This window comes from Acidovorax sp. NPDC077693 (assembly GCF_044542805.1).
In the GTDB taxonomy this organism is placed as follows: Bacteria; Pseudomonadota; Gammaproteobacteria; order Burkholderiales; family Burkholderiaceae_C; genus Acidovorax.
This window is the reverse complement of record NZ_JBITVD010000004.1, coordinates 345,675-367,800: the sequence shown is the minus strand read 5'-3', so window position 1 is coordinate 367,800 and position 22,126 is coordinate 345,675. Positions and strand designations below refer to the sequence as shown.

General features: G+C 66.4%; 28 protein-coding genes and 1 pseudogene. 4 read left to right on the top strand and 25 right to left on the bottom strand.

All coding sequences use genetic code 11. The features are described from left to right. Positions 1 to 3 precede the first annotated feature (3 nt). The 25 genes from ACIGHN_RS07610 to ACIGHN_RS07490 all read right to left on the bottom strand — a co-directional run bounded on the left by ACIGHN_RS07610 (position 4) and on the right by ACIGHN_RS07490 (position 17,696). Positions 4 to 168 carry a hypothetical protein gene (locus ACIGHN_RS07610; RefSeq protein ID WP_396503890.1) on the bottom strand — a complete coding sequence of 55 codons (165 nt, stop codon included), beginning with the start codon at positions 166 to 168 and terminating at the stop codon, positions 4 to 6. A gap of 41 nt (positions 169 to 209) precedes the next feature. Beyond that, entirely contained in the window at positions 210 to 326 is a 117-nt protein-coding gene (locus ACIGHN_RS07605) for a GpE family phage tail protein (protein WP_396503889.1), read from the bottom strand. A gap of 8 nt (positions 327 to 334) precedes the next feature. After that, on the bottom strand, positions 335 to 661 hold the full coding sequence (locus tag ACIGHN_RS07600; protein ID WP_396503888.1) for a phage tail assembly protein: 327 nt from the start codon (positions 659 to 661) through the stop codon (positions 335 to 337). 84 nt (positions 662 to 745) lie between these two features. Further along, entirely contained in the window at positions 746 to 1,255 is a 510-nt protein-coding gene (locus ACIGHN_RS07595; RefSeq protein ID WP_396503887.1) for a phage major tail tube protein, read from the bottom strand. A gap of 36 nt (positions 1,256 to 1,291) precedes the next feature. Further along, positions 1,292 to 2,488, bottom strand: coding sequence for a phage tail sheath subtilisin-like domain-containing protein (locus ACIGHN_RS07590; protein ID WP_396503886.1), 1,197 nt, complete (start codon positions 2,486 to 2,488; stop codon positions 1,292 to 1,294). Positions 2,489 to 2,642: 154 nt separating this feature from the next. Continuing rightward, the gene (locus ACIGHN_RS07585; RefSeq protein ID WP_396503885.1) at positions 2,643 to 3,368 is read right to left on the bottom strand and encodes a hypothetical protein; all 726 of its coding nucleotides are present in this window, start codon (positions 3,366 to 3,368) and stop codon (positions 2,643 to 2,645) included. Beyond that, positions 3,365 to 3,829 (bottom strand): hypothetical protein, encoded by a 465-nt coding sequence (locus ACIGHN_RS07580; protein WP_396503884.1) that lies wholly within the window; start codon positions 3,827 to 3,829, stop codon positions 3,365 to 3,367. Before ACIGHN_RS07580 ends, ACIGHN_RS07585 begins: the two co-directional genes overlap by 4 nt. Beyond that, complete coding sequence (locus ACIGHN_RS07575; RefSeq protein ID WP_396503883.1) at positions 3,819 to 4,943, bottom strand: hypothetical protein; 1,125 nt, start codon at positions 4,941 to 4,943, stop codon at positions 3,819 to 3,821. The genes ACIGHN_RS07580 and ACIGHN_RS07575 overlap by 11 nt, the downstream gene beginning before the upstream one ends. Next, a complete protein-coding gene (locus ACIGHN_RS07570; RefSeq protein ID WP_396503882.1) occupies positions 4,940 to 5,473 on the bottom strand; it encodes a hypothetical protein in 534 nt (177 codons plus the stop codon). The genes ACIGHN_RS07575 and ACIGHN_RS07570 overlap by 4 nt, the downstream gene beginning before the upstream one ends. Next, entirely contained in the window at positions 5,473 to 8,598 is a 3,126-nt protein-coding gene (locus ACIGHN_RS07565) for a DUF4815 domain-containing protein (protein WP_396503881.1), read from the bottom strand. The genes ACIGHN_RS07570 and ACIGHN_RS07565 overlap by 1 nt, the downstream gene beginning before the upstream one ends. 2 nt (positions 8,599 to 8,600) lie before the next feature. Further along, positions 8,601 to 9,086 carry a hypothetical protein gene (locus ACIGHN_RS07560; RefSeq protein WP_396503880.1) on the bottom strand — a complete coding sequence of 162 codons (486 nt, stop codon included), beginning with the start codon at positions 9,084 to 9,086 and terminating at the stop codon, positions 8,601 to 8,603. After that, on the bottom strand, positions 9,086 to 10,027 hold the full coding sequence (locus ACIGHN_RS07555) for a phage tail protein (protein ID WP_396503879.1): 942 nt from the start codon (positions 10,025 to 10,027) through the stop codon (positions 9,086 to 9,088). Before ACIGHN_RS07555 ends, ACIGHN_RS07560 begins: the two co-directional genes overlap by 1 nt. Next, entirely contained in the window at positions 10,024 to 10,866 is an 843-nt protein-coding gene (locus tag ACIGHN_RS07550) for a baseplate J/gp47 family protein (RefSeq protein WP_396503878.1), read from the bottom strand. Before ACIGHN_RS07550 ends, ACIGHN_RS07555 begins: the two co-directional genes overlap by 4 nt. Further along, the gene (locus tag ACIGHN_RS07545) at positions 10,863 to 11,213 is read right to left on the bottom strand and encodes a GPW/gp25 family protein (RefSeq protein WP_396503877.1); all 351 of its coding nucleotides are present in this window, start codon (positions 11,211 to 11,213) and stop codon (positions 10,863 to 10,865) included. The genes ACIGHN_RS07550 and ACIGHN_RS07545 overlap by 4 nt, the downstream gene beginning before the upstream one ends. Continuing rightward, on the bottom strand, positions 11,210 to 11,848 hold the full coding sequence (locus ACIGHN_RS07540) for a phage baseplate assembly protein V (protein ID WP_396503876.1): 639 nt from the start codon (positions 11,846 to 11,848) through the stop codon (positions 11,210 to 11,212). Before ACIGHN_RS07540 ends, ACIGHN_RS07545 begins: the two co-directional genes overlap by 4 nt. Positions 11,849 to 11,882: 34 nt before the next feature. Beyond that, positions 11,883 to 12,350, bottom strand: a complete 468-nt coding sequence (locus tag ACIGHN_RS07535) for a phage virion morphogenesis protein (RefSeq protein ID WP_396503875.1) — start codon at positions 12,348 to 12,350, stop codon at positions 11,883 to 11,885. 3 nt (positions 12,351 to 12,353) lie between these two features. After that, positions 12,354 to 12,848 (bottom strand): phage tail protein, encoded by a 495-nt coding sequence (locus ACIGHN_RS07530; protein WP_396503874.1) that lies wholly within the window; start codon positions 12,846 to 12,848, stop codon positions 12,354 to 12,356. After that, complete coding sequence (locus tag ACIGHN_RS07525; protein ID WP_396503873.1) at positions 12,832 to 13,389, bottom strand: DUF2514 family protein; 558 nt, start codon at positions 13,387 to 13,389, stop codon at positions 12,832 to 12,834. Before ACIGHN_RS07525 ends, ACIGHN_RS07530 begins: the two co-directional genes overlap by 17 nt. Positions 13,390 to 13,506: 117 nt before the next feature. After that, positions 13,507 to 14,079 carry a glycoside hydrolase family protein gene (locus ACIGHN_RS07520; protein WP_396503872.1) on the bottom strand — a complete coding sequence of 191 codons (573 nt, stop codon included), beginning with the start codon at positions 14,077 to 14,079 and terminating at the stop codon, positions 13,507 to 13,509. Further along, positions 14,076 to 14,300: a hypothetical protein gene (locus tag ACIGHN_RS07515; RefSeq protein ID WP_396503871.1), complete on the bottom strand. Its 225-nt coding sequence runs from the start codon at positions 14,298 to 14,300 to the stop codon at positions 14,076 to 14,078. The genes ACIGHN_RS07520 and ACIGHN_RS07515 overlap by 4 nt, the downstream gene beginning before the upstream one ends. A 2-nt stretch (positions 14,301 to 14,302) precedes the next feature. Then, on the bottom strand, positions 14,303 to 14,503 hold the full coding sequence (locus tag ACIGHN_RS07510; RefSeq protein WP_396503870.1) for a tail protein X: 201 nt from the start codon (positions 14,501 to 14,503) through the stop codon (positions 14,303 to 14,305). Next, positions 14,503 to 14,967 carry a head completion/stabilization protein gene (locus tag ACIGHN_RS07505; RefSeq protein ID WP_396503869.1) on the bottom strand — a complete coding sequence of 155 codons (465 nt, stop codon included), beginning with the start codon at positions 14,965 to 14,967 and terminating at the stop codon, positions 14,503 to 14,505. The genes ACIGHN_RS07510 and ACIGHN_RS07505 overlap by 1 nt, the downstream gene beginning before the upstream one ends. Before the next feature lie 107 nt (positions 14,968 to 15,074). Continuing rightward, a complete protein-coding gene (gpM, locus tag ACIGHN_RS07500; RefSeq protein ID WP_396503868.1) occupies positions 15,075 to 15,779 on the bottom strand; it encodes a phage terminase small subunit in 705 nt (234 codons plus the stop codon). A 17-nt stretch (positions 15,780 to 15,796) separates the two neighbouring features. Next, complete coding sequence (locus tag ACIGHN_RS07495; protein WP_396503867.1) at positions 15,797 to 16,807, bottom strand: phage major capsid protein, P2 family; 1,011 nt, start codon at positions 16,805 to 16,807, stop codon at positions 15,797 to 15,799. 61 nt (positions 16,808 to 16,868) lie between these two features. Continuing rightward, positions 16,869 to 17,696 carry a GPO family capsid scaffolding protein gene (locus ACIGHN_RS07490; RefSeq protein ID WP_396503866.1) on the bottom strand — a complete coding sequence of 276 codons (828 nt, stop codon included), beginning with the start codon at positions 17,694 to 17,696 and terminating at the stop codon, positions 16,869 to 16,871. Positions 17,697 to 17,853: 157 nt separating this feature from the next. Between ACIGHN_RS07490 and ACIGHN_RS07485 the strand changes: the two genes are divergently transcribed. From ACIGHN_RS07485 to ACIGHN_RS07470, 4 genes and pseudogenes are all read left to right on the top strand, one after another. Further along, positions 17,854 to 19,647: a terminase ATPase subunit family protein gene (locus tag ACIGHN_RS07485; protein WP_396503865.1), complete on the top strand. Its 1,794-nt coding sequence runs from the start codon at positions 17,854 to 17,856 to the stop codon at positions 19,645 to 19,647. Further along, positions 19,647 to 20,735: a phage portal protein gene (locus tag ACIGHN_RS07480; protein WP_396503864.1), complete on the top strand. Its 1,089-nt coding sequence runs from the start codon at positions 19,647 to 19,649 to the stop codon at positions 20,733 to 20,735. Before ACIGHN_RS07485 ends, ACIGHN_RS07480 begins: the two co-directional genes overlap by 1 nt. Beyond that, positions 20,663 to 21,031 (top strand): annotated as a pseudogene (locus ACIGHN_RS07475) (Com family DNA-binding transcriptional regulator); the annotation flags it as partial. The gene ACIGHN_RS07480 and the pseudogene ACIGHN_RS07475, both read left to right, overlap by 73 nt. A 43-nt stretch (positions 21,032 to 21,074) precedes the next feature. Beyond that, positions 21,075 to 21,884 (top strand): DNA-methyltransferase, encoded by an 810-nt coding sequence (locus ACIGHN_RS07470; RefSeq protein WP_396503863.1) that lies wholly within the window; start codon positions 21,075 to 21,077, stop codon positions 21,882 to 21,884. Positions 21,885 to 22,126 lie beyond the last annotated feature (242 nt).

Below are 22,126 nucleotides of genomic sequence, written 5' to 3'. Positions count from 1 at the left end.
GTGTCAGGTGGGGAAGTCGGCGCCCAGCAGCTGCCGCGCTTCGGCCAGGTCGGCCGCCTGCGCCCGGTCGCGCGCCATCACCCAAACGTACACAGGCAGCAGCAGCACGCCCAGGGCCATGATGGCCAGGGCCGCGATAAGCAGGTACGTCAGGGCGGTGAAGATCATGGTTCATTCTTGCACATCCAGAAGGCGCAGGGGGTAGTCGGTCATTCCTGGCGCTCGTAGCGCTCGCGCGCCCGCTCTCGCCAGGTCATCAGCTCGGCCACCGCCATGGGGTCCATGTCGGCCGGCCGCCAATGGAACACCAGGGCCAGGTCGGCCATAGCGTCCTCTACTCGGGCTGGAATGCCTCCCGCTGCGCCTTCGGCACCAAAAAAGCAACCACCTCCGTTCCCAGCGCCACAAGGTCGGCGGGGTCCATGGTGGCCACTTCGTTTTTCAGCAGGGGCGGCTCGGTCACGCGGGGCAGCAGGGTTTGCAGCGCGGTCACGTTCATCTGCAGCACTTCCACCAGGGACAGGCCGCGCAGTGCGCCGGCGTTGGGCTTGCGCACCTGCACGCGGGTAATGGTCTGGTCGCCGCGCTTGATGGGGGTGTCCAGGGTCACGCCTTCGGCGGCCTTGGTTTCTGCGGCGGGGGTGGTGGTTGGGTCGGTCATGGTCTTGAATCTCTCGATGGGGAAGGGGGCACGGCCCAGGCCTGGGCCGCTGCTGGGTGGGGGTGTGGTGGGGTGTTGCTGGCGTTACACGCCCAGGGCGGCGCGCACCTCGGCCAGCCGGTCGGTGCCGTTCACGGTTTCCACCATGTTCACCACGTCGATTTCGATCAGGGTTTCCCCGTTGATCGTCAGCTTGTAGTAGCTCAGGGCGAACTTGTATTTCAGCTCGGTGCCTTCGCCGGCCTTGGCGCTGCCAGGGTCGATTTCAGAGATACGGCCGCGCATCACCACTTCGAGCGCGTCCACGCCCTCGCTGTCGTCGGACTGCAGGGCGCCAGCGAAGCGCAGCAGCACCGCGTCGTGGCGCAGTGCGCCCCACTTGGTGAACAGGTCTTTCATGTAGCCGGCGGCCGTCAGCTCGGCCTCCATGCCTTCCATGCCGAAGTCCGCTTTCACCGGGGCATTCATGCCCCCGCTGCGGTAATCGTCCATCTTGCGGGCGAGCTTGGGCAGGGCCACTTCGGGCATTTCGCCCAGGTAGCTGATGCCATCCACGAACGTGGCGAAGTTCTTGATTTTGCGGGGTAGTCCCATGGTGTTCTCCTGTAGTCAGTCGGTGCGGTTGGGTGCTTACTGGCCGGTGCCCACGCGCAGGGCGAAGTCGGCAAAGTAGCGGTCGGTGATGCGCTGGCGAAAACTCAGGTCTTCCAGCGGTGGCACGGGTGTGTAGTCGTAATCGAGGGTCATCTTTCCGGCTTTCAGCGTGGCCGTTTCGTTGATTTCCTCGTCGTACCAGGCCTTGCCGTCGAGGATGTAGCCCATGGCTTTCAGCTCGCGGAATTTGGCGTTGATGCCTTCCAGAATGTCTTTCACCAGGCTGGGGTGCAGCGGCTTGTCAACAGCCCAGAAGTGGCCCTCGGCCATGGTGTCGGCCAGCACCTGGGCGGTGCGGGTGGCGCTCTCGAAAACGAACAGCTCGTCGTTCGTGCAGGTGCGCGAACCCCAGAAGCGGAACCCCTGCGAGCGAATCAGCGTGGTGATGCCGGCGGCGTTCAGCAGGCCCGCGTCGGTGTCGGCGCTTTGCAAGTCCCAGTGCACGTCCTTGGTGATGCCCAGCACGCCATTCAGCGGCACATTCGACAGGCTCTTGTGCCAGCCCTGCTCGCTGTCGATGCGGGCGCGCAGGCCCATGGCAAAGCCCACGGGCGAAACGTTCTCCACCACGCCGGTGCCGGTCTTGGCCACCTTCCAGCCTGGCCACAGCAGCATCAGCTCGCGGGCGTCGAAGTTCTCGCGGTAGTCGATGGCCTCGGATGTGTCGGCGCCGTGCGCCTCGGCGTACACAAAGGCGCGCAGCTTCTGCGCCACTGCCACCAGGGCCGTGGTGACAGCCTGGCTATCGAGGCCAGGGGCGCCCAGGATTTTGGGCTTGACGCCCAGCTTCGCCTGGGCCGACAACAGCGCCTGCATGCCGGTGTAGTTGCTGCCCACGGCGGTGCCGATGGTCTTGCCGTCTTGGTCGGCTTGCTTGGCTGCAGCGTCTGCGCCTTCACCATCGGCCACGCGCACCACCACCAGCACGGGGCTGGCCTGCTCCTTGATGGCGGCCAGAGCACCCGACAGCGTGCCCAGGTTGCCGGCCTTCGCCATGGCGGCGTCGATCTTCGTCACCAGCACGGCGGTGTTGAGTGGGAATGCGGCGGCGTCCGCGTCGCTGGCCGTGGCAATCAGGCCGATGACCGATGTGGAAACGATGCGCAGCGGGCGCTGGCCTTCGTTGATTTCCAGCACTCGGATGCCGTGGTGGTAGTTGGCAGCTGTGGCCATGGTGTTCTCCAGTTGAAAGGGTTTGGGATGGACCTACCGATGGTCCCGCGCCCGCACTTTCAAAGCCACCGCTGTGCCCTGTGTGGACCGAAAGCACATGAAAAAGCCCGCCTGGCGCGAAGCCGGGCGGGCTGTGTGTGTTGGGTGAGCTGGCCTAGTTTGCGGTCGCTGCCTGGGGTTCTTTCCACGACAGCGCACTGATGGCGATGCACACCACCGGCATGGCGGGCCGCTGCCAGGTGGTGAAGTCCACCTTGTACCCGTAATTGGTGCGAAGGCACAACGCCCCCAGGCGCCGCGTGGCGTGGAACTGGTACGCGCCATTGTGGTGGCGCAGCACCCAGCCCGCGCGGCTGCGGCTGGTGGCCGGGTCGCCCCACACGTCCACGGGCTTGGCGTAGTCGGCCGGGTGGCCCAGCTGCACCGCCAGCGCTGACGCACGATTGCGCAGGCCCAGCCACACCCAGCGCGCCCACCGGCTGCGCGGGTGGTGGCCTGGCGCCCAGTAGCACAGGGCGCGCGCCTCGGGCGTGTCGGTCAGCGGTATGGGCAGGGGCACGCCCTGGCCGGTGGCCGGGTCCATCACCCACGTGAACTTGTCGCCGTTGATGCCCACGTCATTGCCCCACCACCTGGCCCAGCGCGGCAGCGCGTCATCCTCCCATCGGGTCTGCAGCAGCGCGAACGGCACCACCAGCGGCGCCAGCAAGTCGGCGGGCAGCATGGCCAGGCCGCGCAGGGATGCACGGCCGAAGCACAGGGCAGCGGCGCGGCGGTGCGCCATGGGCACGTCAGGCAGGCACAGCACCCACAGCGCGGGCACGGTGCACCAGATGACGACGACAGCGGCCACGATGGCCAGGCACGAAAGCAGGTTCACGGCAGTTCCTTGGGTTGGATGGGGGAGTCGAGAATTTCCAGCGCGCGTCCTGGCGCGATCAGGCCCACCGCTTCCAGGGCGCGCACGCCGTCGCGGGTTTCCGGGTCGTTCAGGTCGATGTGCTGGGCGGCGTTGACCTTGGACAGGTAGCGCCGCACCTGCGCGGCTTCCACCGTGGCGCCGATGGACGCCAGGTCGATCTGCACCGCCTCGGGGTCGGTGAAGCGCGACAGGAAGGCCTTGCGCGACACATCGCGGGGCACATGGGGCGGCTCGGGCTCGGGCAGCGGCGCGGCGGCGACGTAGGGCACCATCACCCAGGCCAGGCCGTTCCAGTTTGCGCGCGGCTGGCCCTCGGTGGTGGTAGTGGTCTGCGATGGCGGGGCCATGGGCACGGTGCGCAGCTCGGCGTCAGGCACGCCGCCCACGAACCACCCGTGCAAGTCGTACTTAAACGGCAAGGTACACCTCCTGTGCGTCGGGGTTGGTTTCAAAGCGATGGGCTGCAGTCACGCCCGTGCTGGCGGCGTTGAAGATCAGCCCAGTCCCGCCAGCTTTCGCGCTGATGGATGGCAGCGCCTCGGCGCCGCGCCAGAAGGGCGGCAACCACTTGAACTTGATGCCGTCAGCGGTCGCCAGCAGTGCGTTCCAGAAGTTGGTTCCGTCGGTGAGCTTCACCGGGATGTAAAGCACCCCGCCCATTTCTGCAGCGGTAGAGCCCAGCACGTTGACGCGCAGGCCGGTGGGTTCCATTTCGCCCAGGGCGCCCACGCTCCAGGCCGTGGCGTTGTCGGAGTACGCGGTAGAGATTGCGCCAGCTGCCACGGAGACCACGACGAACCGGCCGCCCACCGTGAACGCAGAGCGCGTGCCGCTTGGCATGGCATCCATGGCCGCAGCGTAGCCCGCAGCGCTGGCCCAGCCGTCCAGGCCATTGGCGCTCCACTCGGCTGCCGTGTAGAGGTCGCCCAGGGCCAGCCAGCGCGCGCCGTTGTGAAGAACCTTATTCCATCCCCGTGCGGTCGCAAAGTTGCGGTTTGCTGGCGCTGGCGCAGCCGCTGACATGGTTTGAAACGCCGTGGTTCCAGTCCCGCTCAGGCCGTAGATGTAGCCGCCCGCACTGCTGAAGGACATGCCGTTTGCACCGCCCCCCTGATACACCCATGTCACCCCGTTATCGACTGAGGTTTTCATGAAGCTGTTTCCCGCGTAGCTCGTCACGGTGAACAGCAGGGAACCGGCGGCCAGCATCTTGCCCGCCACCAGCGCTTCGGATGCACCGGCGTTTCTCGCCACCCAGGCTTTCAGGTCGGTGCCGGTGTAAACCGTTGCGTTCCCTGTGCTGGTCTGGCCGTCCGCCATATACACCGCTCCGTTGTGCACGATGTTCTCGAACAGGTATTCGGGCGAGTTCACCGGGCGCATGCGGTACGGGTTGATGAAGCGCACAGGGGCGCCCGTGAACCGGCCCGCGCCGCTCCACAGTGGCCGGGTGCGCAGCTGCACGCCCAGGGCGGCGCGTGTCGCCTCGCCCTGGCGCATGGTTTCCGACAGGTTTGCAATGTCCATGGTCATGGGGTGATTTCCTCTACGGCGGTCAGGCCCGACAGCGCGCCGCCCGTGTAGTTCAGGGTTTCGGTTCGGGTGCGGCCGTCATAGACCGTCACCACCGTGGCCAGGCGCCCTTCGGCGTCATAGGTCAGGGTCTGCAGCGCCACCTGGCCGCCCACGGTGGTGGACAGGGTGGCGATACGGCCCAGGCCGTCGCGCGTGATGGTCTGCAGGCTGGGGCCGTTGGCAGGCCCTAGGCCCAGGTGGGAAGGCTTGAGCGTGACGGCCGGCCCGCTCTGCCCGTTGACCACGCCCACCTTGGTATTGGTGAGAAAGGCCACGGTGGTGCCCAGGTTGGTGATGCTGCCTTGCAGGCCAGCAACGGCCGTGGCCAGCTCGCCGTCCGTCACGCGGGTTTCCATCAGCGCGGCCAGGGTGTCGCAGGCGCTATCCACGGCGCCCAGCGCATCGCGCAGGCGCAGCACATCGTCTTGCAACAGGTTCTGCGGGTGGGGCAGCGCCAGATTCAGCGCCGGGGTGCGGTCGTTCGTCATCACAGCACCGCCGTGCGCAGGTTCGTGGCCCATGGCCGCGCGTTGAAGCTGCCGTGCAGCGTGATGCGCAGGCGTAGGCGTTCGGCCGCGAAGTCTTCCAGGCGGTAGGTAAGCTCCATCACGCCCGCTGTCATCGGGCTGGACGACAGGTAGGGAACCTCCGTCCACACCGCGCCAGGCGCATCAGCCAGCGCGTGCAGCTGCAGGGATGTGCCGGCCGGCAGATAGGCTTCGAGCGTCACGCGCACATCCACCGCGCCACCGGCGCCCAGCATCGGGCTGATGTAGTCGCCCGCGTTCTGCAGCGAACCCACCACCAGCTGGATACCGGGCTCAAGCACGGCGGCAAAGTTGGCGTCGCCACGCAGGCGGGCTTTCACCTGCACGGGGCCGGTGTACCGGCTCGGCAACTCCACCACCTGGCCAGGTGCAGCCAGCACGGTGTGGGCAATGCCGGTCGCGGCAATCTCCATCACGCACGCGGCGGCCGTGCTGGGCTGGTGCGCATAGGCCTGCACGCACAGGTCGGTGGCGTCCACCACGTTGACGGTGCCCAGGTCCAGCACCCGTTCGGTTTCGGTGTAGCTCGCGGCCAGTAGCGAAAACGTCAGGTCTTGGTCTTGGTGCGCGGTCCAGGTGCTGGCGTTGGAGCTGGACAGCATCACGCCCACTTGGTAGGGCTGCGATGTGACCCAGCGCAGGGCGTTGGCATCCCAGCCGCCCAGCTTGGCCAGGGCCAGCGCCGTGGCGTTGTCGTCGCTCAGGGCCACCAGGGCGTACTCGCGGCCGGCCTGCAGCACAACCGGGCTCCATTCGGCCCGCGTTGGCGTGCCGTCCGTCTTGATGGCAGCGGGCAGCAGCCAGGCCTCGGCCAGCACGCGGGGCGATGGGTAGCCCGCCTCGGCTTCGCGCAGCTGGACCAGCGCGCCGGTGGTGCCCTTGGCCGTGAACCACAGGTCCACGCCGGTGCAATGCTCGGGCTTGTCCAGCACGAACGTCTGCGCCAGTGGGTCCACGAACACCGGCTGGAAATAGATGATTTGCGACAGCTCGCGGTCCACGCGCTCGCCCTGGCCAGTGAACAGGGTGTTTGCGGTGCTGCCACCCGTGCCACGGAACACCACCGACTTGGTGCCGGCCGGCACGTTCGCAGGGATGGGGAAGGTTCCACTTAGGCGGCCGGCCGCGTCGGCGGTGAGGGTGCCGCCTGGCAGTGGGTCGGCGTCCACCGCGATGCCGTCAAACGTGACCGACTGCAGGTTTTCACCGGGGCCGAAGTCGAGGTCGAAGCGCACGTCGATCTGGCGCAGGTACTCCAGCACGGTGGTGGTTTCCTTGCGCACCACCTTCTCGCCGTTGCCGAAGCGAAACGACGAGGCCACGCTGGTGGGAACGCCCAGGGTGTCGTGCACTTCGGTCCAGCGGTCCACCGCTGGCGTCAGCGTCACCGGGCGGGGCAGGGGGTCGAAGGCGTTGTAAGGGTTCACCAGCATGCTGCCCGTGCGGGCGTTCTGCGCGAGCGCCACGCGGTGGGTGTAGGCCGGGCTCTGCCGTGTCTTGATGGCCTGTCCGATCTGGTGCACGGTGAAGGTGATGGGCAGGCACAGCGCGCCGTTGGCAATCAGCGCGGTCTGCGGCTGGCCCGCGTCGCGCATGGCGTTGGACAGCATCGGGTCAGCGAACAGGCCTTTTTTCACGCCGGAATGGCGGCCGCTAATGTCAACAGCCAGGCGCAGCTCGGCCAGGTCTTGCCACATGCGTGCAATGGACTCGTCCTGTTCGTTCAGCTTCTCCATGGGGACCATGCGCACGCCGTCGAGGGTCACGCGGCGTTGCTCGTCCCAGGTCTGATACACCGATGCGATGGTCAGCACGTTCTCGGGCACCTGGGGCGCCAGCGGGAGCCAGGGCGAAGGCACACCGCGCACCCACGCAATATCGCCATCAGCCGACAGCGTGAGCCGGTCGATACGGCGCAGCGCGAAGTTGTACGACAGCAAAACGGTGGTCCCCGCCACGGCGCCCGTGACGGTCAGGCCGCGCGTGTCCACATCGGTGGCCGCCACCTGGGCGATGTAGAGGTACGTCACCTGATAGGTGCTGCCCGGTGCGGGCTCTGGCCCGCTGGGGGACCAGTCCACCTGGCCGGCGGTCAGCTTGTAGTTGGCGGGCTGGTCGAAGGTGGTGCCGCCCTGCGTAATCAGCTCGATCTGCTGCACGCTGTTGTCGGGCAGCGGGTCGGCCGCGCCCACATAGCCGCCGTGCACCACGTCCACGGTGCGGCGCTTCATGATGCGCACTTGCGGCACGCCCACCATGGGCCAGCGGTCGAACTCGATGCGCTGCGCGCCGTCCGCGGTGGACAGGTGCGGCTCGCTGTCGATCCACTGCAGGTCGGGCTGGGCATTGAACACCACGCGCCGGCCGCTGGGCAGCTCCAGGCCGGCGCCATTGATGCGGGCCGCGCCTTCGGCCAGGTTGTATACCTGTTCGCCGGTGGGAAGGTCGGCCGCCTTGCGCAGCTCCATGCCGCGCACGATGTAGGAACCGCCGGTGCTTGCCACGTCATAGTTTTTGATGGCCTGCGTTACCGCGTCGATATTGGGCGGCGCTTCTTTCGGGCGCACCCAGCCATCCTCCACCGTCCACACCGGGAAGAACTCGCCAGCCTGGCCACTGCCCTGCACGCCCCACGTGAGCTGTACGCGCTCGCGGGCGGCGCCTGGCTCTCGGTAGCCGTCCGTCCCCTGGGCGGGGTTCAACAGTTCCGGGTCTTCCAGCTCGGTGACGATTTCGCGTGTCAGGTACACGCCCACGAACACCACGCCCACGGTGGCGATGACCAGGGCGGCCGGTGGCACACCGCGCACCGCTCCGGCCACGTAGATGGCGCCGTTTTCGCAGGTGGTGGACCCGGTGGCGTGGTTCACGATGATGCCGGCGCCGCTGATGATGGAGCCCTCTTTCATCAGCATGCCGGCAATACCTGCGATGCGCGCGTGCATCGCGGTTTGCACTTCGTTCAGCTCGGCGCTTTGCAGCACACGGTCAGCGCGGAACAGGTGGCGGTCGTAGTTTTTGTCCGGGTCGTGCCGGTCATAAATGGCGTTTGGGTTTGCGCTCATGGTCAGAAGGGCAGGACGTATTCAAAGGTTTGACGCACAGCACCGTTGCGGGTGAATGCGGGCACGCGCTCCAGGGTGTAGAGGCGGCCAGGCTGGGCGATCTGTGCGGGCGCGAAGTAGCGCTGGCCCGCAGGCAGGCCACCCACGGGGGCCGCGCCGAAGGTAATTCCCAGCTCGCGGATGGTTTCGCCGTCCGCGTCCTCGAAGTTGAAGACCACGCGCACATACAGCCAGCGGGTGGGGCCGGCCACCACCTTGTATTTGCTGCCGCTGGGCAGCTCCACTTCGCCGGCCGGGTCGGGTTCCACGTAGCCCACGAACGTGGCCAGGCGTCGGCCCACTTCATCCACCAGGGCGGTGGCGTTGCTGGGCTCGGGCTCTGCCACAGCGTCCCAGGCGGGCAGGCCACGGCCCCAGGCCAAATGCACGGGCTGTGCGGCCATGGCCATGGCCAGGGCAATGCGCCCATCGTCTTGCAGGGTTGCCATCAGTTGCTCTCCGTTGATTTCGATTCGATGAATACGGGGCGCCAGCGCTGGCCGCCCCAGGTGCCGGTCCATCCCTGCGGCTGCGGCAGGGCTGGCGGTAATTCGCCCAGGGCGTCGGCGGTGCCGGCCAGCTCGACAGGCGGCGCGCTCCATGGGGTTGCGTCCAGCGTGGTGATGCCTGGCACACCGCCTTCACCCTGAACGCGCACGTAGGCCGGGGCCTCGCCCCGCATCAGCTCGCCCAGGCCGCCGAACTCATTGGCCAGCAGGCGTGAATCCAGGCGCCAGCAGTCCAGCACCAGTTTGTCGTTGCGCGTGAGCTTGGCCACGTAGGCGGCCGTGGCGGTGGGCAGCGGCTGGCCGGCCGTGCGGGTGGTGGTGCCGGTGTGCTTGATGCCAAAGCTGGCCTTCACCGGCTCGCCGGTGGAAACGTCAATCCACACGCCCGAAGATGCGTCCAACTGCGCGGTGTCCAGCGGCTGGCCGGCATCCAGGCGCAGGGGGCGGCGGTCATGCCCCCAGTACACGCGCCAGAAGCGCACGTGGGCTGGCACCGACTCGCGCACAACGTGCGCAATCCGGTCAATCTCTGCGGCCGTGGCGGGGCGCCCCAGGTTCAGGTGCAGATAGGGGCCGCTCTGGTCCACGGTGGCACCGGCAAAGCCCACCCACGACAGCGCCATCAGCACGGCCGCAGCGGTGCCACGCACCAGCAGCCAGGCACCGCCGGCGGCCAGCAGCTCGTCCGTGGTGGCGAAGTAGCGGGCGAATGGTGCCAGCTGCAGCTCGGCGGCCAGCCAGGGTTTCACCGCCTCGGGCGTGCCCTGGCGTGGCAGCGGGAAGGCCTGGGCCGTCGCGTCCCAGTTGGGCGCGGTCTGGTCCACCGCCTTTTCCAAGGTCGTGGCGTTAGGTGGCAGCAGGTGGCGGCGCGGCGCTGTCACTTCGTCACGTCCTCGATGTGCACCACGCCCAGGGTGGGGTATTCGTCGTCATCCAGGGGCGTGGACTCTGCAGGCGCTGCGGGGTCGGGGAACCGCACGGCCGCCACCTGGGCAGTGTGCAGGCGTGCGGTTATCCACGAACGGGGCACATCACGGCCCAGGCGGGCGTAGGCGGCCAGGGCGTCCGCGAGCGTGACCACCAGGCGCTGCGCCAGGTCGGCCGGCGCGCCGGCCTCGCGCTCGATGGCGGCGGTGATGTTGATGGCGCGGGCGCGCGCCAGTGCCACCGTCACGGGCACGCCCAGGGGGCGGCCGTCATCGGCATTGATGGCGGCCAGCACCGTGGCCAGCGTGGCCTCGGACTGGGCGGCATCGTGGCACCACAGCAGCAGGTGCACGCGGCCGGGGAATGGCTGGGTGGCGCGGGCGTCGCGCACGTTCTGGCTGGCCGTCATGGCCGTGAGTTCGTAGGCTTCGCGGGTGCCGTTGCCGGCCAGTGACTTGATGCGCAGCTGCACGCGGGCGCGCAAGCGCTCGTCGCTCTCGCCGGCCAGGCGGGTCAGGCCGTAGAAGGCGGCCTTGTGGTCGAGGTCCGCGCCGGTGGCGAACGCCAGCAGGTGCGCGCGTGCGGCTTCGTTCACGCGCTGGCGGTACAGCAGCTCGCGGTAGGCGTGGGACTGCAGCAGCTTGTTCAGCGGCTCGCTTTCGAGGTCGATTACTGCGGCGGCTTCGGGGTAGCGCGCCAGCAGGTCGGCGCGGTGCACCTGCAGGATGGTTTCAAAGTCGAGGGTTTCGACTACTTCGGGGGGCGGTAGTTGGGTGAGGTCGGGCGCGTTCATGCGTTCCTCGCTGTGACCGACACCTGCAGGGAAAGCGGGGCAGGGCGTCGGCCTTCGTGGTAGGAGCCGTGCAGCTCGATCAGGGCATAGCCTGGGCGCTCGGCATCACGCTGCACGCCCACGCGGGTTAGCCGAAAGCGGGGTTCCCAGCGCAACAGGGCGCTGGCCACCGCAGAGAACAGCCGCACCTGGCTGGCGTTGTTGTCTGGGTGGTCGATCAGCTCGGGCACCAGGGAGCCGTACTCGCGGCGCATCACGCGCGAGCCGATGGGCGTGGACAGAATGTCCCCCACGCTCTGGCGCAGGTGTTCCAGCCCGGAAATGGCGGCGCCGGTGGTGCGGTTCATTGTGGGCGGTCCGTTCTGGCCACGCCACGCTCCACGCCACCGTGGACGTGGTTCACCAGGCTGATGGAGCCCGACACAACGTCAGGCGTTGCCACCCAGCCTCGGCCGGTGAGCGATGCGGCGCCGCCGTCCGCTTGCAGCGTGATGGCATCGGGGGTAATGACCAGCGTGGCGCCCTGCACGCGCAGCTCGATGCCCTCGCGGCAGTTGATGACCAGGCGGCCCGTGGCGCTGTCGTGTTCCATGAAGTCGGTGGCGCTCCAGTCGGTGCGGCATGCCGTGGCGCTTTCGCTGCCCTGGGCGTTCGCATCGCTGTAAACACCGGGTATGGCCACCGCGTTCAGCAGGTCGCCTCCAGGGGAGACAAGCAGGCACTGCTCGCCCACCACCGGCGGCCACCACTGGCGCCCACCGTTGCCACCGGCGCGGCCTGCGTGCCAGGGAATCCAGTTGGTGGTGATTTCACCGGAGCGAACGCGGCAGCGCGCGGGCCGGCCCAGGCGCACGGCGGCGATGGTTCCGGCGCGCACGATGTTCTCCAGCCTGCGGAAAATTTCGAGGGGCGATTCGGTCTGGTCGATGGGGCGGTCCATGCAAACGATGGTGCCCGCGCGTGCGTGAGAAAGCACGCGCATTGCCTTGTGTGCGGGGGGCACACATTCGGAAGGGTCAGCCCTTGGCCAGCAGGTCCACCAGCTTGTCGCGCAGCCGGTCTTTGAATGCGTCGGTGATGCCCAGCATGGGGCGTGCCGGGTAGTCGTAGTCCGGCCCACCTGGCTGCACGGAATCGCGCAAGCCGAAGTGGTGCACGGCCGCGATGCGCGCCGCTCGGCCCATGAATTCCACGGTGGCTTCGCGCCCCTGGGCTTTGGCCTTGAGGTAGCGGGCGCCGCGTAGCTTGGTGAACATGTCCTGGGCGCGGCGGCCCTTGCGAATCTGGCCCTTCTGGTCGCGCAACCCGCGCTTGCGGGGTGCCCATGCTTCGCCGTCCGGGCTCTGCTGGGCGCGCATGGTGGCCACGTTCTCGCGGCGCAGGTCGCGCGCCACATCCAGGGCTAGTTTGCGGCGCTCGGCATCCGACAGGGCCGCAATCAGCGGCTCCATCCAGGTTTCGAGCTGTGCCAGGTCTTCGGCCATGGGTCAGCGGGGCGCGTAGTCCCACCGGGCCAGCTGCTCGTCCCGCAGCCACACTTCCCAGCGCTCGGCCTGCAGGATGGTCAGCGGCCGGGGTTGTTCTTCCTTGTGGATCAGGTTCAGCGCACCGGGTGGGCTGTTCGGCCTGGCGCGTGACAGCACCGCCTCGGTGAGCTGCAAATCTATCTGCAGGTCCACGGCGCCGTTGTTCAGGAATTCGGCCTCGAACCTGATGGCCTTTTCTCGGGTGTCGGGGTTGTCGAACACCTCGGGCTGGTGCGTCTTCATCCACATCACCAGCGGCGCCATCACCGCGTCGGCGTGGCCTGCAAAGTCAGTCAGCAGCACGCGCAGGGAATAGCGGTATTCCCAGGACAGCGCATCGGTTCCGCTGTGCACCACCCGGCCGCCCACCACAAAGATGGCGAGTTTTTCCGGGTTGGCTTTCAGGTCCGGTAGTGCGTTGGTGAGGGTGTCGCGCAGCTTACTGGGCTTGTCCATGGCCGGCGGCCTCCATCATGGTGCTGGCTTCGTCGTAGGCGCGCTCGCAGGCGGCGCCACGGGTTCGGGCTTCGTCAGCAGCTGCCGCGAGTTCTCCCGCTCGCTGGTCAGCGCGTCGGTGCAGGTCGGCAAGCAAATCGAGGGGGGCGGGGTCTGGCGTGCACTGGCCGGCAGCGGCGCGAGCCTGGGCGGCTTCACGGTGCTGGGTGATGTAGTCGGCAAGCTCGCGCTGCAGCCGGTTGCGAGCCACATCAGCGCGAGCGCGGCCAGCAGCAACAGCAGCAAGGGCGGCTTGTGCATCGGTGTCGATTTTGGCGATTTGGTCACGGTGGGTTCCTTCCAGGGTGCGGTAGCGTTCCGATGTGGTGAGCGCAGCCCGCGCGGCGGCCGTGCGCTCGGTCTGCAGCGTGGCCACGGTGTGGGCGGTTTCCAGCTGGGCTTCGGCCAGTCGCAGGGTCTGCATCAGCAGGGCAAAGCCCAGGCCCAGCGTGGCGGCGATGGCGGCGTACTTCCAGGCATTGGCGCGCAGGGTGGTCAGCATGTCAGCAAATCCCGTGCGGGTGGCCACCGCAAAAGGTGAAGTAGGCGGCGGCGATGGTGGCCACCGCCAGCACCACCAGCACCAGGGCCACGATGGCCAGGGCCTTTAGGGCGCGCTTCATTGCATCGCCATGCAGTCCGCATGCCTCTTTTGTTGCCGGGTCCACACGCCCTTGCAGCCCTTTGGCCCCCAGTTCTGCGGCAGCTTGCAGTCGCGGCCGTCCTGAAAGCGCCAGGTCAGCAGCGCATTGCAGGCGCCCACGTAGTCGCCCCGCAGCAGCCAGGTGCGCGGCGACTGCGGCTTGCGCCAGTTGCCGCTGCCGTACTGCCCCACAAAGTCGTTGTACAGGTCGAACTCGCCGGGGTACAGGTACACACCGGGCAGGCTGGCTTTAAACCGCGCTTCTTCCTCGGTGTGCAGGTTGCGGGCGAGCTGTTCGGCGCGCTGGCGCGTGATGGGTGGGTCCGTCATGCGCACCGGCGTGCCGTCTTCGTAGCGGGTGGAACCGTGGCCGATGGTGGGCACGTCCCCCTGGGTGGGCACGTAGGGCAGGTGCACCACCACCCCATCGGGCTGCACTTTGGTGGGGCCGTCGCCCTCGGATGCCTGCCAGCTGGCAAAGCCTGCGGCCGACAGGGTGAGGGTGGCCACCAGCGCGCGGGCCATGTTCTGGCGCGTGGTGCTGCTCATTGCTGCCCCTCGGCCGCGCGCTTGGCGTTGCGTTCGTTTCGTTCATTGCGCCACTTCCACAGCAGGTAGCCCAGCTGCGCGGCCACATACAGGATGGTCAGGGCCGTGAGGGTGTGGCTAAGGGTCCACCCATTGGCGGCCTGATGGGCCACCACGGCAACGGGCGGGGATGCCTTGGCGGCTTCCACGCCCATGGCTTTGACGATGCTTTCACGGTCCATTTTCAGTCCCACAGATTGATGGTGTTGCGTGTTTTTGGGGTTGCGGGTTCAACGATCTGCACCACCGTGCCGGCGGCCAGGTGCGTGCGGTCTGCAATGCCTGGGTTTGCTGTCAGCGTGGCCTCCACCACGCCGGCGGTGCGCCCCGTGATGCGCATGCACAGCTCGTCCAGGGTTTCGAGGTCTTGGGCCGTGGCCTGCATCAAATCAGCTCCACGGTGGTGCGCGGGCGGCCCAGCAGGTCGGCAACAGCCCACCGCAGGTTGCGCCGGTGTTCGTCCACCTTCACTTCGTACCGCTCGCGCATGCGCTCGGCCTTGCTGTCGTTGTGCGGGGTGGTGTCGATGTCGCGGTACACCTCGGCCAGCTCGGCCTGAATGTGGGCGTAGATGGCGCGCAGGTAGCGGCCAGGCTGGCGGCCGTCGCCAGCTGCTGCCAAGTTGGCAGCGCCGGCCAGCACCTGCTCGGCCTTGTAGGCCTGCAGCTCGCGGTTCACGCTGTCCATGGCGTTGCTAATGGCTTCGCCCAGGCGTGCAGCCGTCACCGTGCCATCCAGGCGGCACACCTCCCGCACCCGCGCAGCGGGCACGGCCGGAAACCACGGGTCGTTATCGACCTGGGCATCGTCGGCGGCAATGGGCGGGTTTGCGGTGGCTACGAATGTCACGGTGGGGCCTTCGGGCTGGTGTCAAGTTGGCGGTGGTCCGGGTGCGTTGGCCGATGGGCTTGCGCCCTTGGTCGCGGCACCCGGAGCCGCCAGGGTGCGGGGTCCGCTCAGTCGGTGCCGGTGTCGGCTGCCTTCAGCCGGCGCTCCAGGCGTTCCATGTCTTTTTTCACGCCCACCTGCGCGAACAGTTCGTGGGCGCGCTGCAGCTTCTCCATGGCCAGGCGGGCTTTGGTTTCGTCCAGCGTGGTGAAGTCGGGCTCGCTGGTCGGCGTCTTGCCGATCAGGGCGTAGCCGATGGCCTTGTAGAGCTTGGCGCGGGCTTGGTCTGGTGCGTCGTGCGCGGCGGTGAGCTGGTCCACTTCGGCCAGCACGCGCAGCGCCTCGTCGCCCACCAGCTGGCCCTTGGCTGCTGCGGTGGCGGTTTCGTCAATCAGCAGCGTGGGCAGGGTGCGGTTGTACTGGTCGGGCAGCACCAGGCCATGGGCGAGCGCATAGGCGGCAATCTCCAGTCCGCGCGCCCAGTTGCCCGTGTCGAGGTGCCACACCAGCACGGTGGTCAGCACCATGTCGTGGCCACCCTGGCCACCTTCCAGCGCGCCGGTCACGTAGTCCTCGAAGTCGGGCAGCATCTTGCGCTTGGCTTCGATCTTGCGTTCGGTGCTCTGGATGGTTTTCAGGGTGCGCTTGTGCTCGGCCAGCTGCGCGAGCATCAGCTCGTAGGCGCTGCCCCGCACTTCGTCGCCGGGGCCGGCGGCCTTCGCCGCCAGCTCGGCCAGCACGCGCAGCTTGTGGCGCTTTGCCGGTGTGGTCATGGTGATGGGCTCCAGGCTCAGGCCACCAGCTCGATGTTTTCCACCAGCGCGGCGCGGTCGTTGTCTTCCACCACGTAGGCGTCGTTCGAGCTTTCGTAGTTCTCCACGCGGTCGCGCTTGGGGTTTTCTTCCACGCGGCGGCGGCGGGCGCCTTCCTGCCAGTACAGCGACAGGTTGTCGAAAGTCGTCACCAGCATGGCGTTGGCCGGGAAGTACGGCACCGTGGCCGCTGGCAGGCCGCCCACGCGCTTCTGGCTGATGACGATATCGGCCGCCAGCGTTTCGCTGGGCGCTTGGTTCACGTTGACCATGGGGAAATACTTGTCGGCCAGCAGCTCGCGGCCCAGGATGACCACCAAATCAGGGTCGTGTTGATACCAGGGGGCCAGCAGGCCGATGGCGTCGTATACGGCCGCGTCCAGGTTCTTGTAATCGGTGCCGGCACCGGCGCCGATCTTGACCACGCCAGCGGTGGCGCCCTCGTCCAATACGTTCTCGGGGGCGTCTTCACGCAGGTGCTGCAGCCAGCCCTTGTTCACGTCCTGCAGCAGCGGGTTGGCTGCCAAGTCCGTGGTGGCTGCAATGCTGGTGCCGTTGAAGCCGATCATGATGCGGTCGAGGGCCTGGCGGCGCAGGATGGCCATGGCCACGCGGGTCTGGAAGTCGGGGAACTTGGCCCAGGCGTCCAGCTTTTGATACTTAAGGTGCGTGTCGAAGTTGGTTTGCACGCACTGGTAGCCATTGCTGTCCAGCGTGGACACGTCGCGCGTTTGGCGGTCGGCGTTGTCGGTGTTGGTGCGGCTGGCCACGGGGCCGGATACGCCCAGGCCCAGTTTCGCGCCTTGGGCTTCCACCACGGGCGTCATGTTGATCTTGCCCAGGAAGTCGCTGGACTCTTGCATCTTCGATTCAAGCCGCTGCTGAACCGATGGGGCCACGTTGAATTGCTTGGCCACTTCGGCCACGCCGTTCAGGCGGCCGATTTGAGAAAGAAGGGCGTTGTAAACCAGGCGGGTTTCGTTGCGCATTTGTTTGTTCCTGATAGTTGGATGGGTTGCGGTTTCGGTCTTGCGTCGTCGGCGTTGCGGCTTAGAACTCGGTCAGTGCGGTGCCATTGCCGCCGACAGCTGGGGGGCGCTGGGTGTGGTTGCCGCTGGGCGTGTTCTCCAGGGCCTTGGCCAGCTCGTCGTGCTTGGTCTGCAGCGCTGCAAAGTCTTTGGCCAGCTTGGCGTGGTCCTTTGCCAGTGCGTCGTGGGCTGCGCTCTGGCTTTCCGCCAGCTGCGCGAATTGCTCGAAGCCGGCCAGCACTTCTTCAAAGCGCGCGTCGTCGGTCTGGCCCTTCTTCTTGAACTTGCCCAGCAGGTTTTTCAGCGTTTCGGAGAACTTGCCGGCGCTGTTGTCGGTGTCGTCGCTGTCCTCGAAGTGCAGGTCGGCTTCCACCGCTTCGCTGAACAGGATGGCGGCGTTTTCCTTGCGGCCGGCAAACGGGCTGGCCTGGGGGTTCTGCGCGGCGAAGTTCAGCACCTCGGTGCCCAGGCTTGCGGGGCTGTCGGTCACGGCCAGGCCGGTCATGTACGCCTCGCCCGTGTCGGCAAAGCTGGGGTTCACCTCGATAGAGGTGTAAATCTTCTGCTTGGCCTTGGTCATGGCCACCAGCTCGGGCAGCGGTTCGATCTGCGCGAACAGGGCCAGCTTGCCGCCTTCCACCTCGCGGGCTTCTAGGGCCTTCACATCGCCGTAGGCTTTGAACAGGCCATCGGGTGCGATGCCCCGGTAGTGTTCCAGCCAGACGCGGGCGCCGTACTTCGTGGGGTCGAAGTTCTTGGCGCATTGCTGAATCCACTTCTTCTCGATGGCGCGGCCATCAGTGGTTGCGCCTTCGGTAGCGACACGGAAAAAACGGGATTTGGTTGCCATGGGTTGCGGTTCCTTGAACGGTGGTGGTCGAAGTAGCCGCCATCGTCCCGCCGTCGCGCGTGCCCAGCAATCAATGCCGCCTGTGTACGGAAAAGGCACATTTGAAAGGGCCTCAAAGCGTGTAGTGCTTCACAGACTGGCGGCTGAAACTCGCTCCATGTCTTCCCCAACGCTCGCGCCCGCGCTTCCTTTTTCCACCGTTCCCGCCGATGGCCTGGCCGCTGACAAGCGCCGCGCGGCGCGGCATCTGTACTGGCAAGGCTGGCGCATTTCGAGCATTGCCGAATACATCGGGGAGCCGCGCAGCACGGTGCAGGGCTGGAAGGATGCCGAAGACTGGGACAAGTTTCAACCGGCCCAGCGGGTCGAGGCCGCTCTCGAAACCCGCATGGTCCAGCTGGTAATGAAGGACAACAAAACCGGCGGCGACTTCAAAGAGATTGACCTGCTCGGCCGCCAGATTGCGCAAATTGCGCGCGTGCACAAGTACGGGGAAACGGGCAAGGAGTCGGACCTGAACCCGGCCATCAAGGCCCGCAACGACAAGCCCAAGCGCCGCCCGGAGCGAAACCACTTCACGGAAGAACAGCACGACAAGCTGCTCGATGTGTTCCGCGATTCGCTTTTTGACTATCAGAAGGTGTGGTTTCGCAATAGCGAGCTGCGCACGCGCTTCATTCTCAAGTCGCGGCAGATTGGGGCCACTTGGTACTTTGCCCGCGAAGCCCTGGCCGATGCCATCGCCACGGGCCGCAATCAGATTTTTCTCAGTGCGTCGAAGGCACAGGCGCACATTTTCAAACAGTACATCGTGGCCTTCGCAAAGGAGGCCTGCGACTTGGAACTGTCGGGCGATCCTATCGTTTTGAGCAACGGCGCCACGCTGTATTTCCTGGGCACCAATGCACTGACGGCCCAGGGCTACCACGGCAATTTCTATTTCGACGAGTGCTTCTGGACGCGGAAATTTACAGAGCTGAACAAGGTGGCCAGCGGCATGGCCATGCACAAGCACTGGCGCAAAACCTACTTTTCTACGCCGTCCAGCATCCAGCACGAGGCCTTCGCGCTGTGGTCTGGTGACCGCTTTAACAAGAAGCGGCCGAAGGACGAGCGCATCACGCTGGACCTGTCGCACGACAGGCTGGCCGGCGGCTTCACCGGTGAAGACAAGATTTGGCGGCAAATCGTCACCATCGTGGACGCCATGCGCGGCGGCTGCAACCTGTTCGACATTGACGAGCTGCGGCTGGAGTACAGCGCGGAGGAATTCGAGAACCTGCTGATGTGCGGGTTTCTCGATGACAGCTACAGCGTGTTTCCGCTGGCAGAGCTGCAGCGCTGCATGGTGGACAGCTGGGAGGCCTGGGCCGATGTGAAGCCGCTCGGCATGCGCCCGTTCGGCTGGCGCCCGGTGTGGGTCGGCTATGACCCCAGCCACACCGGCGACAGCGCCGGCTTGGTTGTGCTGGCCCCGCCGGCAGAGCCTGGCGGGAAGTTCCGCGTTTTGGAGCGCCACCAGTTCCGTGGTCTGGACTTCGAGGCCCAGGCCGATGTCATCAAAAAGGTGACAGAGCGCTTCAACGTGCAGCACATCGGCATCGACACCACGGGCATCGGCCAGGGTGTGTTTCAGCTGGTCAAGCAGTTTTTCCCGGCCGCGCGGCCGTATCAGTACAGCGTGGATGTGAAAACCCGGCTGGTGCTGAAAGCAAAAAGCGTCATCAGCAAAGGCCGGCTGGAGTTTGACGCGGGCGCGGTTGATCTTGCCCAGGCCTTCATGGCCATCAAAAAGGTGCTTACCACCAGCGGTCGCCAGGCCACATATGACGCCGGCCGCAACAACGAAACGGGCCACGCCGACTTGGCGTGGGCCTGCATGCACGCCATGGACTTCGAGCCGCTGGAAGGCGCGAGCGAAGCCACCACCTCTGTTCTGGAGTTCTCCTGATGCCCAAGCGCACACCACGCCGCGCAGCTGCGCCGGCCTTTTCCAACACCGTGCCCGCGCCAGCTGCGGCCACCGGTTCGGCCCTTTCCAATGTCTCGCAGGCCAGCGCCCAGGCGTTCACCTTTGGTGACCCGGTGCCGGTGCTGGAAGGCCGCGAGATTCTGGACTACTGCGAGGCCTGGCTGAATGGCAAGTGGTACGAGCCGCCCATCAGCTGGGAAGGCTTGGCGCGGTCGTTTCGGGCCGCCACGCACCACGCGAGCGCGCTGTATTTCAAGCGCAACGTGCTGGCGTCCACCTTCGTGCCCCACCGGCTTTTGAACCGTGACACCTTCGGCAAATTCGCGCTGGACTTTCTCACGTTCGGCAATGCCTATCTGGAGCGAACGCCCAACATGCTGGGCCGTGACCTGGGCTTGCGCCACAGCCTGGCCAAGTACATGCGCAGGGGTCAGGCGCTGGACACGTACTACTTTGTGCAGGGCTTCGGGAAGGAACACGAATTCAAGCCGGGGAGCGTGTTTCACCTGATTGAACCGGACATCAATCAGGAGGTGTACGGGTTGCCCGAATACCTCTCCACGCTGCAGGCGGCCTGGCTGAATGAGTCCGCCACCCTGTTTCGTCGCAAGTATTACAACAACGGGAGCCACGCCGGCTTCATCCTGTACATGACAGACCCGGCCCAGGCTCAGGGCGATGTGGACGCGCTGCGCGAAGCCATGCGCAACGCGAAGGGGCCGGGGAATTTCCGCAACCTGTTCATGTACTCGCCCAACGGCAAAAAAGACGGGATTCAGGTTTTGCCCATCAGTGAAGTGGCCGCAAAGGACGACTTCACCAGCATCAAAAACGTGAGCCGTGACGATGTGCTGGCGGCCCACCGGGTGCCGCCCCAGCTGATGGGCATCGTTCCAGGCAATACCGGCGGCTTCGGTGCCGTCAAGCCTGCGGCCGAAGTGTTCGCGCGCAACGAGCTGGAGCCGCTGCAGGCGCGTTTCAAAGCCTTAAACGAATGGTTCGGGGAAGAACTGGTGCGCTTTGCCCCCTATGTCATCGAAGGCGGGGAGGACAACGCTACGAAATAAATAGCTACTTGCGCTTGTTGCTCAAGCGCTCGGAGTGGATTTCACTCAAAAAAAGACAGGGCGAATGTGAAGGGTGCGGGAACACCCAACACAAACCCCTCCGCCGTGATTGCCCACGGCATTGGCCAAGCGGCCCCGTCACCTGTGCACAGGCGGGACGCATCTTAGGCGATGCCGACACCATGGAAGAAATACGTTGTGGCCACTGCGGCCGAAAACTCGCAGAGGCCGTGTTTGAACAAATCTCGATCAAGTGCCCGCGCTGCGGGACCATGAACCACCTGCGGGCCTTGAGCCCCTCACGCGAGCGCCTGGGAGCGCCTTCACCTATGACAAACCATGAAGACTCCCAAAACCTCGAAGGCACCCCAGGCACCCCAGGCACCCCAGTGCCTCAAGATAGGCAACGCCACCATCTACCGGGGCGACAGCGTTCAGCTACTGCAGCAGCTCGGCCTGCAGGTTGACGCGCTTGTGACCGATCCGCCGTACAGCAGCGGCGGCATGGTGCGCGGTGACCGCATGCAATCCACTGCTGCCAAGTACGTCAGCAGCGGGCACGCCCTCACGGCGGCGCACAACCTCAATTTTTCCGGCGACAACCGGGACGGCCGCAGCTGGGCCTTTTGGGTCAGCTGCTGGGTGTCACTGGTGCGCCAGGCGCTGCGGCCTGGCGGATACGCGATGGTGTTCACCGACTGGCGCCAGCTGCCCGCGTTGACCGATGCTTTCCAGGCCGGTGGGCTGGTGTGGCGCGGCCTCATTCCCTGGGACAAAACCGAAGCATCACGCGCCCCGCACAAGGGCTACTTTCGCCACCAGGCGGAATATGTGGTGTGGGGTTCCAACGGCCCCCTGGCCATCGCAGAGCATGGCGGCCCGTGGCCAGGTGTGGTGCGCGAGCGCGTGGACCACCGGGCCAAGTTCCACATGACTGGCAAGCCGGTGGACCTGATGAAGCAGCTGTGCCAGGCCGTACCGCCTGGGGGTGTCATCCTTGACCCGTTCATGGGCTCAGGTTCCACGGGTGTGGCGGCGCTGGAGCTGGGCTACCAGTTCATCGGCATTGAACAGGACCAGCACTACTTCGACATAGCGGCCACCCGCCTGGCCGGCGTGGCCACCGAACCACAGGGCCGCGCCGCCTAACCCTCAGACCGAACCACAAAGGCCACCCATGCGGTGGCCTTTTTTGCGCCCGTACAGCGCCGCAAGCCTCAGCACGTACCCACCCACGCGCCCGCGCCGTATGGCCCCTCCATGGCCCCGCCGTGGGCCTTCCGCAGCCATCCCGACCCCTGCCTGCCCGCCCACCCCGGCCAACGGGGCACCCAGGGCGCGGCGCGCAGTCGAGACCCCGCCTCGCCCCCGGTCTAAATGGGCCTGTTTTG